This is a genomic window from Streptomyces fuscichromogenes, assembly GCF_014645815.1.
Classification (GTDB): Bacteria; Actinomycetota; Actinomycetes; order Streptomycetales; family Streptomycetaceae; genus Streptomyces; species Streptomyces fuscichromogenes.
Genome location: NZ_BMML01000008.1, coordinates 304,800 through 317,854, shown reverse-complemented (window position 1 = coordinate 317,854; position 13,055 = coordinate 304,800). Strand labels below are relative to the sequence as shown.

Genomic DNA, 13,055 nt, shown 5'->3' with positions numbered 1-13,055 from the left:
TGGAAAACAAAGGAGTTCACAGTGCTGCCCACCGACAACCGGACGGACCACGAGGACACCACCTCCGCCACCGACCTGCTCGACCGGCCGATCGCCAACCGGGCCCGCCCCCGCGCCCTCATCATCGCGGTGGCCGCCGCCTTCGCCCCGACCCTGCTCGCCCCGGCCGCCGCGCAGGCCGCCGGACGGAAGAAGGGCAAGGGCGCCCAGGCCGACACCTGCATCACCGTCGGCTCGGACGAGACCCTCACCCTCACCGAGACCACCACCGCGACCTGCCTGACCATCGAGGAGGGCGGCACCATCGCCGTCCCCGACGGCTACAGCCTCTCCCTCACCGTCAACGGCGTGGAGACCGGCAGCGAACTCGCCGCGCTCACCGACGGGAACGGGGGCGTCGCCACCGCCATCGCGGCCGGCACCTACACCGGCACCATCGTCCTGAACGTCGCCGAGGCCACCGACGTCGCCTACTCCACCCTCACCTTCCCCTTCCGCCAGGCCATCTACGTCGACGCCGACGGCGTGGACGAGTCCAAGTCCGTCCCCTCCGACGTCGTGGGCGGCACCGTCACCGACACCGGGGCCTCGGACATCACCCTGCTCTCCAACGGCGAGGCCTTCAACGGCGTCTACGTCGCCGGCGGTGGCAGCTACACCCTCACCAACCCGACCATCGCCTTCGACGGCAACGGCCGCTGCGACTTCGTCGGCTACGGCGCCTCCGTCGTCGGCACCGGCTCGGGCACCACCGTCGTCCTCGACGGCGCCAACATCAGCAACGTCGGCGTGGTCCGTACGGCCGTCATCGCCGACGCCACCGCCAACGTCATCGTCAAGAACTCCACCATCCACTGTGCCGACGGCGTCGTCCCCGACGAGTACCCGTCCGCCGGCACCGGAGACACCAAGTACATGATCACCGTGCCCTGGATGCTGGGCATCTCCGGCAACGTCCGCGCCACCAACCTGCTCGGCGCCAGCACCAAGGCCTCGTACATCAACTCCTCCATCTCCTCGGAGAAGTGGGGCGCCCTCTCCGTCGACGGCGGCAGCTACTGCACCCTCACCGCCATCAACAGCACCATCGCCAACACCGGCGGCGAGGGCTACGGCAGCTACGCCATCGGCAACGTCACCGAGCACTTCCTCGGCTGCACCTTCGACGTCGGCGACTACGCCCTGATCCACTGGGGCGCCTCGGCGCACTACGGCGACAGCACCAAGAGCGCGGTCTCGTCCCTCAACAGCTCCCTTTCGCTGGGCCTGACCTCGGCCGAACTGGACGACCTGCCCGTCCAGTCCACGACCATCGACGCGGGCCGCTTCATGGTCATGTGGTACGCGGCGGGCTCGGTCGCCATCGACGGCGGCACCCAGGTCACCACCGGCGAGACCACGTTCATGTGCAAGGCGGTCGCGGGCACCGTCACCGTCGACGGCTCCGACGGCGCCACCATCACCAGCGGCAACGGCGTCCTCTTCCAGCTCATGGACACCGATCGTCCGAGCAGCGTCACGGTCTCCGGTTACCCCTGGTCCAGCGAGACGACCGGCACCTACACCGAGCCGACCGGCTCCCCGACCAAGTCCTCCAGCTGGACCACCACCAGCTCCCAGTCCACCGACGCGAAGGGCACCTTCACCGACATCGCCCTCACCGGCGACTTCTACAACTCCGTCTGGGGCGGCGGCAACGCCAGCCTCCAGGGCCAGAACCTCACCCTCTCCTTCACCGGCTCCACCATCGAGGGCGTCATCTCCGCCAGCACCGCCAAGCACAGCGTCTCCACCATCACCAAGACCGAGTACCGCCAGATCAGCGAGGTCACCAACACCCCGAGCGCGGTGGTCAACAACGGCGTCCTGGTGACGCTGGGCGCGGGCTCGACCTGGACGGTGACCGGAACGTCGTACCTGAGCGCGCTGACCCTGGCCTCCACGGCGGCGATCGAGGCCCCCAGCGGCAAGACCGTCACCCTCACGGTCGACGGCACCGCCACCACCATCACCGCCGGCAAGAGCTACACGGGCGCCCTCACCCTGACGGTGTCGTAAACAGACCAAGAGACAAGGGCCGGCCCCCGGGGATGGATGCGAACCGAATCCCGGGGGCCGGAGCTGTTCAGAACCTTTCGATGGGGGATGAGCGCACCCACCTGCTTTTAGGGGCGCGGGGAACTGCGCGACAAGCCCCCACCCACCCGCACCCGAACCACAACGTTCTACGCCCCAATCATGTTGAATCCCCCATCAGCCACCAAGAACCCACCTGTGATGTGCCCGGCATCCTCGGTCGCCAAGAACAGCGCGGCCCCGGCCAGTTCCTCGGGCCCCGGAATCCGCCCCATGGGCGTGTTGGCCCGCAACACATCCCCCCGCCCACTCTTCCAGTCCTCGCGCCCCAACGTCGCCGCCGTCTCGATGAACCCCGGCGCAAAGACATTCACCCGCACCCTCGGCGCGAACGCATGCGCATACGACTTGGTCAGCCCGATGATCCCGTACTTCGCGGCAGCGTACTGCGGCGCCCGCGCGCTGCCCCGCACCACCACCGTCGACCCGATGTTCACGATCGCCCCACCCCCCTCCTGCTCCAGCATCCGCCCCCCGAACTCGTGCGTGCACAGCAGCGTGCCCTTGATGTCGACGGCGAGCACATGGTCGATCGACTCCTCCGTGACGTCCCGCCAGGACATCTGCTCACGGGCGACGTCCCCCACGTTGTTGACCGCCACGTCCAGCCGCCCGAAGTGCGCCCACACCTCCTCCGCGAGCCGCGTGATCTGCGCGTGCTCGGAGATGTCGGCCTGCACGACGAGCGCCTTGCGGCCGAGCGCGGTGACGCGTTCCGCGGTCGCCTCGGCCCCCGCTCGGGAACCGCGGTAGTGGACGGCGACATCGGCCCCCTCCCGCGCCGCCCGCACCGCGATCTCGGCACCGAACCCGGTACCGGCGCCGGTGACGAGCACGGTCTTTCCGGCGAAACGTTCGAACACGGTGGTCATACGGCCTCCAGAGTCATCGTGATGGGGGTTCAGACGAGCGTCCGCCCGCCGTCGACGTACAGCACCTGTCCGGTGACGAACGCCGCGGCGTCGGACGCGAGGAAGAGCACGGGCCCGGTCAGATCGGCCGGCCGGCCCAGCCGGCCCGCGGGGACGAGGGACTCCAGGGACGCCCGGACCCCCGGCGCCGCGAGGTACTCCCGTGTGAGGTCGGTCTCGGTGTAGCCGGGCGCGACCGCGTTGACGGTGACCCCGCACGCGGCCCACTCCCGGGCCATGACCCGCATCAGCTGGTCGACGCCTCCCTTGGTCGCGGCGTAGGGCGCGTGGTTCGCGTGGGCCAACAGGCCGGACACGGACGACAGATAGACGATCCGCCCGTACCCGGCCGGCACCATCACCCCGCCCACGGCCCGCCCCAGCCAGAACGCGCTGTCGAGGTTGACCGAGGTGATCCGCTCCCAGACCTCGTCCGGGGTGTCGAGCACCGGCCGCCGGTCGTTGGTCCCCACGGCGTGCACGAACACGTCGACACCGCCGAGCAGATCCACCGCACGGTCGACGGCGGCCCGGCAGGCGTCCGCCGAAGTCAGGTCGGCGCAGAGCCCCTTGGCGGACCCCGAGGCCACCCGGGCCAGGTTGCCCTCGTCGACGTCCAGGACGACCACGGCCGCCCCCGCGTCCGCGAGCTCGCCCGCGACCACCCCGCCGATCCCGCCGGCCCCGGCGACCAGCGCCCTCGTCCCCGTGAAGTCCCATGTCGTCCGCATGGATCGGACGGTAGGTCACCGCACCGATATGTGTCCACACTTTGCGCGTCTATTGACGATCTGACGGGCTCAGGAGAGGCTGTCTGTCGACAGTTCAGGGAGGTCTGATGAAGCTGGTGACGTTCGACGGCGGCCCGGACCACGGACTGGTGGGCCGGCTCGACGGGGACACCGTCGTGGAGCTGGAAGTGCCCTCCACCCGTGCGTACTTCGAGCGCGAGGGCCAAGTGGGCGAGACCGGACGGAGGTTCGCGCTCGCCGACGTCCGGCTCCGCGCCCCGATCGTGCCGAAGAAGTTCTTCCACACCGCGGGCAACTTCCGGGAACACCACGAGGACCTGGTCCGCGTGGACTGGTCCCACCCGGTCAACAAGGGGATCGTGTTCTTCCAGAACGTCGACGCGGTCATCGGCCCGGACGAACCGATCGTGTACCCGGCGAACCTCACCCGGGAACTGGACTACGAACTCGAACTCGCGATCGTCATCGGCAGGCCGGGCCGGTTCTTCTCCGCCGAGCAGGCCGTCGAGCACATCGCGGGCTACGTGGTCTTCAACGACATCACCGCGCGGGACATCCAGCGCAGGGAGATGGAGTCCGGGGTCTTCTCCTTCTCCAAGGCGATCGAGACCTTCTGTCCGATCGGCCCGTACATCGTCACCGCCGACGAGATCGACGACCCGCACACCCTGGACATGGAGCTCCGGGTCAACGGCGATGTCCGCCAGAAGTCCCACACCGGCCGGATGTCGGTCTCCATCCCGCAGCTGGTCGCCTACCACTCCCCGCAGACCTACAGCGCGGGCGACCTCGTCACCACCGGCACCGTCGCGGGCGTGGCCGCGAGCACCGAGGACCCCTTCGCCAACTACCTCAAGCCCGGGGACGTCGTCGAGGCCGAGATCGAGGGCCTGGGCGTGCTGCGCAACCCGGTGGTGTCCTGGCGCGAGGCGTACGGCGAGGACGAGCCGCCCGCCGAGCAGTGGGTGTGACCGGGACATGCGCATCGCACGACTCGCCGGCCGCCCCGTCCTGCTGACCCCCGAGGGCGCCGTCGACGTCCCGCCCTCCCTCGGCGCGGACCTCTTCGCCCGCTGGGACGACCTGCGCCGCTGGTCCGCCGCGGCGACCGGCGCCCGCCCCTACGACGAGTCCGAGCTGGAGCCCCCGGTACCGGTCCCCCGCCAGATCTTCGCCGTCGCCCTCAACTACCGCCCGCACACCGCCGAGGCCGGCTACGAGGAGCCCGAAGTCCCGCTCGTCTTCACCAAGTTCGCCACCTGTCTCACCGGCCCGTACACCACGGTCACGCTCCCGCCCGGCCGCGTCGACTGGGAGCTGGAACTGGTCGCGGTCATCGGCCGCGAGGCGCACCAGGTGCCGGAGGAGAAGGGCTGGGACCCGGTCGTCGCGCTCACCGTCGGCCAGGACCTCTCCGAGCGGATCAGCCAACTCGCGGGCAGACCCGCCCAGTTCTCACTCGGCAAGTCCTACCCGGGCTTCGGTCCCGTCGGCCCCGCACTCGTCAGCCTGGACGAGATCGACGACCCCGACGACCTGGAGCTGACCTGCGAGCTGAACGGCGAGACCGTCCAGCACGACCGCACCGCCAACATGATCTTCCCGATTCCCCGACTGGTTTCCCACCTCAGTCAGTTCTGCACCCTCCTCCCCGGCGACCTGATCTTCACCGGTACCCCGGCGGGCGTCGGCAACCGCCGGGTCCCGCAGCGCTTTCTGACCCCCGAGGACGAACTGGTCAGCAGGATCGGGGGAGTCGGCGAGATGCGTCACCGCTTCTGGAGGCCGCGCACATGACCCTCTTGTTCACCGATGTCCACGTCTTCGACGGCACGGGCCGCGACCCGTTCCCCGCGCAGGTCCTGGTCGAGGGCAACCGCATCACCGCGGTCGCCGAGCGCGTCCCGCGCGACCTGACCGCCGAGGCCCGGGTGATCGACGGGGGCGGCGGCACCCTGCTCCCCGGACTCGTGGACGCCCACACCCACCTCGGCTTCGGCTCCACCGTCGAGCACCTCTCCCGGCGCCGCGACGAACCCCCCGAGGAGAAGGCGCTGCTCGTCGCGCACGCCGGCCGGGTCCTCCTGGACCACGGCATCACCAGCGCCTACTCCGGCGGCAACCGGCTGCCCGGCACCGAGGTCGCCGCCCGCAAGGCCTTCGCCGAGGGCTGGCTGCCGGGACCGCGTCTCAAGGCCGCCTCCTGGGAGGGCAGCGCCGGCATGGTCGAGCCCGGCGTCTACGACTTCCCCGGCGTCGACCACCGCGCCTCCGACCCGGAGTCGGTCGCCCGGTTCGTCTCCGACATGGCCCAACTCGGCGTCGACATCGTCAAGTTGTCCCTCTCCGGCGAGAGCGCCGTCGTACAGGGCACGTCCCGGGTCCTGCAGTTCACCGACGAGGAGGTGGCCGCCGCCGCGCACACCGCCGAGAAGCACGGCGTCTGGCTCACCGCACACGCGCACGCCGCCGAGTCCGTCAAGATGGCCGTACGGCACGGCATCCGCGCCGTCTACCACTGCACCTTCGCCGACGAGGAGGCCCTCGACCTGCTCCAGGCCGCCCGCGACCGGATCTTCGTCGCCCCGACCCCGGGCATCATCCACGCCAACCTGCACGAGGCCGGCAGCGAACCCGAGCCCGGCATGGAGGTCGAGGCCACCCGGGACGCGGTGCGCGCGGTCGTACCCGAGCTCGTGGCCCGGGGCGTCCGGGTCGTCCCCGGCGGCGACTACGGCTTCGCCTGGAACCCGGTCGGCCGCAACCTGCGGGACCTGGAGCTGTTCGTGGACTGGTTCGGCTTCACCCCGGCCGAGGCGCTGCGCGCGGCGACGGAGTACGGCGGCCAGGTGATGGGGCTGGGCGACGAACTCGGGCTGGTCCGGGAGGGGTACCTCGCGGACCTGGTGCTGGTGGACGGCGACCCGCTGGCCGACATCCGGCTCCTCCAGGACCGCGACCGACTCCGGGTGATCATGAAGGACGGCGTGCTGCACAAGGCGGCCGGGTGATCAGAGCGAGCGTCGGGCCGGGGCGGCTGACCGGCGAGTACGACGGTGAGGTGGCCGTCTTCCGGGGCATCCCGTTCGCCGAGCCGCCCGTCGGCGAGCTGCGCTGGCGCCCTCCGCGGGCCGCCCCGCGCTGGGACGGCGAACGCCGGGCCGACACCTTCGGCCCGGCCCCGCTGCAGCCCCAGCCGCCCCGCGACTCGATCATGTACCACACCAACTTCGCCGACCGGCGGGCCCTGGTGATGAGCGAGGACTGCCTCTATCTGAACGTGTGGACCCCCGATCCGGCACCGGGCGCCCGGCTGCCGGTGCTGGTCTGGGTGCACGGCGGCGGCAACCGCTACGGCCACGGCGGCCAGGAGATCCACCACGGCCGCCCGATGGCCCGGCGCGGACTCGTCGTCGTCACCCTCAACCACCGGCTCGGCGCCCTGGGCTTCCTCGCCCACCCGGAGCTCGCCGCCGAGGACGACCTGGGCGCCTCCGGGAACTACGGGGTGCTGGACATCGTCGCCGCCCTCACCTGGGTGCGGGAGAACATCACGGCGTTCGGCGGCGACCCCGACCGGGTCACCCTCGCCGGCAACTCGGCCGGTGCCGCCCACGTCTGCCACCTGATGGCCGCACCGGCCGCCCGGCACCTCTTCCACGCGGCGATCGGCCAGAGCGCCTCCGGTGTCGGCCGGGCCGAGGGCCCCCTGCCGGACCAGGCCACCGCACAGAAGCAGGGGCTGCGCTGGGCGGAGGACCGCGGCCTCGGTGTCCTGCGCCGCCTGGACGGTGTCGAACTGGTCCTCAAGGGCCACTTCGGGCCGGTCGTCGACGGCCGGGTCCTGACCGAACCGAGCGACGACGTCTTCGACGCCGCCCGCCAGCACGCCGTACCCCTTCTGGTCGGGACCAACGACGACGAGGGCTCGGTGTACGCCGCGCTGGACGTCCTGCGCCGGCTGCCCGTCGAGCCCGGCACGGACGAGGTGTACCCGCTGCGGGACGGCGACGAAGTCCGCCGTACGGCACGGCGGTTCACCGGCGAGAGCCGGTTCGGCTACCCGGTCTGGCACTGGGCGCGGACCCATGCGCCGGTCGCCCCCACCTGGATGTACCGCTTCACCCGGGTCCCTCCGCTGCCCGCCGGCCTCCCGCTGGCCCCGCCCCGGGACGGCCTCCCCGGCTACGGCGTCCACCACACCGCCGAACTCCCCTACGCCCTGGACACGTTGACGGCCCGCGCCTGGCCCTGGACCGACGCGGACCGGGAACTGGCCCGCACCATGGCCGACACCTGGGCCCGTTTCGTGACGGACCACGACCCGGGCGGGGGCGTGCTGCCCGCCTGGCCGCGGTTCACGGGGGCGCGGGCGATGGTGTTCGGCGGCGAGACCGCGGAGGTCGGCCCGGTCCAACGGCTCGACGCCATGCACCTGTTGGATCGCGTGTCCCGCCCGCTGCCCGACTGAACGGAAGGAACCCCCATGGCACGACTCCCCGGCACCGAAGGCGACGGCGAGATCGCCGACCGCGTCCGTGCCCGCCGCGGCGGCAGCCTGCATCCGCTCGACCGGATGCTGCTGCACAGCCCGCCGGTGGCCGACGGCTGGAACAGCCTCCTCGGTGCCGTACGGGAGCGGATGTCGCTCCCCGCCGACCTGCGCGAGCTGGTCATCCTGCGGATCGCGGTCCTCAACCGGGCGCCGTACGAATGGGCCGCGCACGAGCCGGAGGCGCGGCGGGCCGGGGCGTCCGGTCCGCAGCTGGCCGAAGTGCGCAAGGAGAAACCGGAGTTCGAGGGGCGCCTCGCGCGGGTCATCGCCTACACCGACGCGATGACCCGGGACGTCCAGGTCCCGGACCCGGTGTTCGACGCCTTGCGCGCCGACTTCGACGAGACCGGACTCGCCGAGCTGACGGCGACCGTGGCGGTGTACAACATGGTGTCCCGGTTCCTGGTCGCCCTGGACATCCAGCCCTAGACGGCTGTCGACAGACGGGCGGAGACTGGTGTTCTGGGCGGCCCTGGAGTGCGATAGTGTCGACACCGATGGATCCGCTGTGAACCCGGCACCGGGCCGGGCACGGACCGGGAGGCCGCCGGATGACCGATCAGGACACGCATGTCGTGCTCGCCCGCCTGCTGCGGCTGCGGGACCGGCGGGAGCCGTTGGTCGCGCAGATCGCCGAGTGGGTGGGCGCCGGGATCATCGAGGGGCGGCTGGCCGCGGGCCAGGACCTCAACAGCGTCGACCTGTCACGGCGGTTCGACACGAGCCGGACCCCCGTGCGGGAGGCCCTGATGGTCCTGGAGCAGGAGGGCCTGGTCGAGATGAAGGCGCGCCGCCGGCCCCGGGTCGCGGCGCCCTCCCGCCAGGACATCCGGGACATCTACCAGGTCCGCCGTCAGCTGCTCTCGATGCTCGCCGCCCTGCTGGTGGAGCGGGCCACCGACGAGGAGATCGGCGAACTGCGCGGCCGGGTCGAGAAGATGCGCGGGCTGGCCGACGAGGGCGACGTGGACGCGTACTTCTGGAGCCATGTGCAGCTCCAGGAGCGGATGACCGAGATCGTCGGCAACGCCACCCTCAAGCAGATCCTCGACTCCCTGGCGCTGCGCACCCTCATGCTCCGCCACCTCAGCCTGACCCGCCCCGGCCGGCTCGCCTACAGCGTCGACGACCAGGAACGGCTCATGCAGGCCTGTGAGGAGCGGGACGGCGAGCTGGCCTCCGCGCTGATCGCGGGGGCGACGGTCCGGGCGCTGCGCTCGGTCGAGGAGCAGATCCAGGAGCAGGAGTCCGGCCGCAAGCCGTCACGTCGACGGCGCACCCCGTCGACGTGACGGCCCGGGGAACCCGGAACCGGTCCGAGGCCCCTCGCCCCGCCGGTGCCCGGGTGTCCCTCACTTCGCCAGCACGCCGCCGTCCACCGGGAAGTTCCCGCCGGTGACCCACGCGGACTCGTCGGACGCCAGATAGACCGCGCACCAGGCGATGTCCTCCGGCGTACCCACCCGGCCCAGCGGGATGCGGGCCAGCAGGGCCGCCCGAGCGGCTCCCTCGTGCGCGCCGGCCGACTCGGTGGCCGGGGTGCGCACCATGCCGGGCGAGATGGTGTTGGCCCGGATCCCGGCCGGTCCGCCCTCCACGGCCAGCTGACGGGTCAGGCCGAGCACCGCCGACTTGCCCGCGCAGTGCGCGACCATGCCGAAGGTGCCGCTGCCCCGGAAGGCGTTCACCGAGGCGAAGTTGACGATCGAACCGCCCCCGGAGGCCACCAGGTGCGGCCAGGCCGCCCGGACCGGCAGGAACACCACGTCGACCTCGCCGCGCAGGGTCGGCGTCCACTGCGCGTCGAAGTCCATCTCCGCCGTGCTCGCCATGTGCGGGGCGATCGCGCCTGCCGTCACCAGGACGTCGATCCGGCCGTGCCGCTCGAACACGGTGTCCGCGCAGCGCCGGGCGTCCTCCTCGACCGTCATGTCCAGCGGGGCCAGGACGTCCACCTTCACCCCGCGTTCGGCGGCCAGTTTCCGGGTGCGTCCGGCCGCGTCCGCGTCGATGTCGCAGCCGACCACGGTCGCGCCCTGCTCGGCGAAGAGCAGCGCGCAGCCCTGGCCGATCCCCGCGCCCGCACCGGTCACGAGGGCGACCTTGCCCAGGAGTCGTCGTCCGGGCCGGGGATCGGTCATGGTGTTCTCCTCGTCGCGCGGGAAGGTCCTTCACCACCTGTCTAGTGTCGACAGTAAGGCTCAGTCAAGGGGAGTTTTGGCATTCACAGCGCTAGGTGTCGACACTGTGCGCTTCTTCGGGCAGACTGCGAGCTCAACGGGAAGGACCGCGCATCCCGCGTGGAACCTGTGTGAACGCGTCCAGGGAAGTCACAGGCCGGCACTGGCCGGAGCAAAGGCGCGCACTTTACGTTCCGTTGAACGGCCGGTCACGCGGCGCGCTGTCCCCCTGAATTCGCCGCGTGACCGGCCTCCCCAGCCATCGAGTCGACGGAGGGCCGCCCCATGACCGTCGTACCACCGCACCAACAGCCGTTCGGCAGAAGGAAGCTGCTGCGCATCGCCGGCGCCGCGGCCGTCGTGCCGCTGCTCGGGGTGCCGTTCCTCGGCGCGACCCCGGCCGCCGCGGCCGACTCGGTCACCGTCGCCGGGCAGAGCCTGGTACCGGCCCCCGCGGACCCGGACTTCGTGTTCACGGCCGACCTGTCCAACACCACGGGAGCGGGCGAGGCCTCGCCGATCGACTCCGCCTACTGGCTGGGGGCCTACCAGGTCACCAACGCCCAGTACGCGGCCTTCCTCGGCACGGACGCGGGCGCCGGCCACACCGTGCCGTCGTACTGGGACGACGGCACGGTCCCCACCGGCAAGGAGCAACACCCGGTGCTGCAGGTCGCGTTGGCGGACGCGGAGGCCTTCTGCGACTGGCTCACCGGGCAGGCGGACGGCTGGACCCTGCGGCTGCCGACCGAGGCCGAGTGGGAGAGCGCGGCCCGCGGCCCCGACTCCTACGGCTACCCCTGGGGCGACGCGGCCGGGACGACCTACACGGACTCCGTGCTCACCAGCAACTACAACTACAACGCGGTGTGCGCCGCGTACTACCTCGCGAACTACGGCTCCACCGAGGCCACTTACGACGACCCGGACTCCACCCGGTACGGCGAGAGCGAGCCGGTCTCCGAGATCCTCACCGTCACCGCGACCGGCGGGGTGACCGGCTGGATCGACCACGACACCTGGACCGGGTTCGTCTACACGGACCTCTTCGACGCGCTGATGGCGACCGGCGGACTCACCTCGGCCGTGGGCGCGTACCCGGCCGGCGTCAGCGTGTACGGCGCCTACGACATGGCCGGCAACTGCTTCGAGTGGACCTCCAGCGTGGTCACCGCCACCAACGGCCAGGAGGCCGGTCTGGACGTCAACGCCGTGCGCGGCGGCTCCTGGTACGCCACCGGGCGCAGCTGCACGACGCACTACCGAGGCGAGGGCCGGGACGGCAGCGGCGGCTATCCCACGGTCGGCTTCCGGGTCGCCGCCGACCAGAGCTGAGCCGATCGATGACATCACCCGAGACGAGAGGCGGTAGGGCATGAACCGGCGTCGTCGCCTGTGCATCGCCGTGGCCGGCGGGCTGCTCCTCGGCGGAGCGCCGCCCGCGATCCCCGCCGTGGCCGCCGACGCGGCCGGCTGTACCCCGTCGTACACCCTCACCGGCTCCGCCGCCGCCGACACCAACACCCGGCATGTCGTCACGGCCGACCTCGACGGCGACGGCGTGCCGGACGTGGTCGCCGCCAACCTCGAAGGCGACTCGGTGACCGTGCTGCTGGGCGAAGGCGACGGGACGTTCGCGGCGGGCGGCACCTACGCGGTCGGGACGCATCCGTACCAGACCGTGGTGGCGGACTTCGACGGCGACGGACATCCGGACCTCGCGACCGCCGACTTCGGCGGTGCCCAGGTGAGCGTGTTGCTGAACTCCGGCGACGGCACCTTCGGTCCGGCCTCGGCGATCGACGTGTCCGGGTCGCCCCGGGCGCTGGCGACGGGGGATCTCAACGGGGACGGCCTGGCCGACCTGGTGGTCGCCGAGCAGCAGACCAGTACCGTGCGGGTGCTGCTCGGCGACGGGGACGGCACCTTCACCGACGCCGGCCAGACCGCCACCGGAAGCCAGCCGCACGGCATCGTGGTCGGCGACTTCGACGGCGACGGTGATGCCGACGTGGCCACGGCGAGCGTGGCGAGCGCGGGGGTGAGCGTGCTGCTCGGTGACGGCACCGGAGCCCTGGGCACCGCCACCAAGTACGCGGCCACCGCCCGCCTCTACTCCCTGGCCGAGGGCGACTTCGACGGTGACGGCAGCCTCGACCTGGCCACGGTGAGCAACGGCGCCGACACCCTGGACGTGCTGCCGGGCAACGGTGACGGCACCTTCGGCGCGGCCACCGCCTACAGCACGCCCGCGCTGCCGGTCGCCGTGGGCGCCGCGGACCTGGACGGGGACGGCACCACGGACCTGCTGGTCTCCTCGCTCCAGGGCAACACGGTCACGCCGTACACGGGCACCGCCTCGGGTGCCCTCACACAGCTGACCGACGTACCCGCCACCGGCGCCTACGACGCGACGGCGGCAGACCTGGACGGCGACGGCGTCCGCGACCTCGTGGTGGCGGACAGCACGGGCGGCCAGGTCGATGTGTTCCGGGGGGTCTGCACATGACCGGAACCTCAC

At 71.7% G+C, this 13,055-nt stretch carries 12 protein-coding genes; 9 read left to right on the top strand and 3 right to left on the bottom strand.

Annotation, left to right across the window (positions count from 1 at the left end):
- Positions 1-21: 21 nt before the first annotated feature.
- Entirely contained in the window at positions 22-2,058 is a 2,037-nt protein-coding gene (locus IEZ11_RS20085; protein WP_189264171.1) for an autotransporter outer membrane beta-barrel domain-containing protein, read from the top strand.
- Positions 2,059-2,225: 167 nt separating this feature from the next.
- On the opposite strand, the gene IEZ11_RS20080 is transcribed toward IEZ11_RS20085, so the two are convergent.
- Both IEZ11_RS20080 and IEZ11_RS20075 read right to left on the bottom strand, forming a co-directional pair.
- Entirely contained in the window at positions 2,226-3,008 is a 783-nt protein-coding gene (locus IEZ11_RS20080) for an SDR family NAD(P)-dependent oxidoreductase (protein ID WP_189264170.1), read from the bottom strand.
- 29 nt (positions 3,009-3,037) lie between these two features.
- Positions 3,038-3,778: an SDR family NAD(P)-dependent oxidoreductase gene (locus IEZ11_RS20075; RefSeq protein ID WP_189264169.1), complete on the bottom strand. Its 741-nt coding sequence runs from the start codon at positions 3,776-3,778 to the stop codon at positions 3,038-3,040.
- Positions 3,779-3,885: 107 nt separating this feature from the next.
- Here IEZ11_RS20075 and IEZ11_RS20070 point away from each other — a divergent pair, with 107 nt between their 5' ends.
- From IEZ11_RS20070 to IEZ11_RS20045, 6 genes are all read left to right on the top strand, one after another.
- Positions 3,886-4,770: a fumarylacetoacetate hydrolase family protein gene (locus IEZ11_RS20070; RefSeq protein WP_189264168.1), complete on the top strand. Its 885-nt coding sequence runs from the start codon at positions 3,886-3,888 to the stop codon at positions 4,768-4,770.
- A 7-nt stretch (positions 4,771-4,777) separates the two neighbouring features.
- Positions 4,778-5,596 (top strand): fumarylacetoacetate hydrolase family protein, encoded by an 819-nt coding sequence (locus tag IEZ11_RS20065; RefSeq protein WP_189264167.1) that lies wholly within the window; start codon positions 4,778-4,780, stop codon positions 5,594-5,596.
- Positions 5,593-6,810 (top strand): amidohydrolase family protein, encoded by a 1,218-nt coding sequence (locus IEZ11_RS20060; RefSeq protein WP_189264166.1) that lies wholly within the window; start codon positions 5,593-5,595, stop codon positions 6,808-6,810. The genes IEZ11_RS20065 and IEZ11_RS20060 overlap by 4 nt, the downstream gene beginning before the upstream one ends.
- Entirely contained in the window at positions 6,807-8,270 is a 1,464-nt protein-coding gene (locus tag IEZ11_RS20055; RefSeq protein WP_189264165.1) for a carboxylesterase/lipase family protein, read from the top strand. Before IEZ11_RS20060 ends, IEZ11_RS20055 begins: the two co-directional genes overlap by 4 nt.
- 15 nt (positions 8,271-8,285) lie before the next feature.
- Complete coding sequence (locus IEZ11_RS20050) at positions 8,286-8,783, top strand: carboxymuconolactone decarboxylase family protein (protein ID WP_189264164.1); 498 nt, start codon at positions 8,286-8,288, stop codon at positions 8,781-8,783.
- Between the two features lie 122 nt (positions 8,784-8,905).
- On the top strand, positions 8,906-9,646 hold the full coding sequence (locus IEZ11_RS20045) for a GntR family transcriptional regulator (RefSeq protein ID WP_189264163.1): 741 nt from the start codon (positions 8,906-8,908) through the stop codon (positions 9,644-9,646).
- A gap of 60 nt (positions 9,647-9,706) precedes the next feature.
- Here the strand turns inward: IEZ11_RS20045 and IEZ11_RS20040 are convergent, their stop codons facing one another.
- On the bottom strand, positions 9,707-10,495 hold the full coding sequence (locus tag IEZ11_RS20040; protein WP_189264162.1) for an SDR family NAD(P)-dependent oxidoreductase: 789 nt from the start codon (positions 10,493-10,495) through the stop codon (positions 9,707-9,709).
- A gap of 324 nt (positions 10,496-10,819) precedes the next feature.
- Between IEZ11_RS20040 and IEZ11_RS20035 the strand changes: the two genes are divergently transcribed.
- Positions 10,820-11,869, top strand: coding sequence for a formylglycine-generating enzyme family protein (locus tag IEZ11_RS20035; protein WP_189264161.1), 1,050 nt, complete (start codon positions 10,820-10,822; stop codon positions 11,867-11,869).
- 40 nt (positions 11,870-11,909) lie between these two features.
- Entirely contained in the window at positions 11,910-13,043 is a 1,134-nt protein-coding gene (locus IEZ11_RS20030; RefSeq protein ID WP_189264160.1) for an FG-GAP repeat domain-containing protein, read from the top strand.
- Positions 13,044-13,055 lie beyond the last annotated feature (12 nt).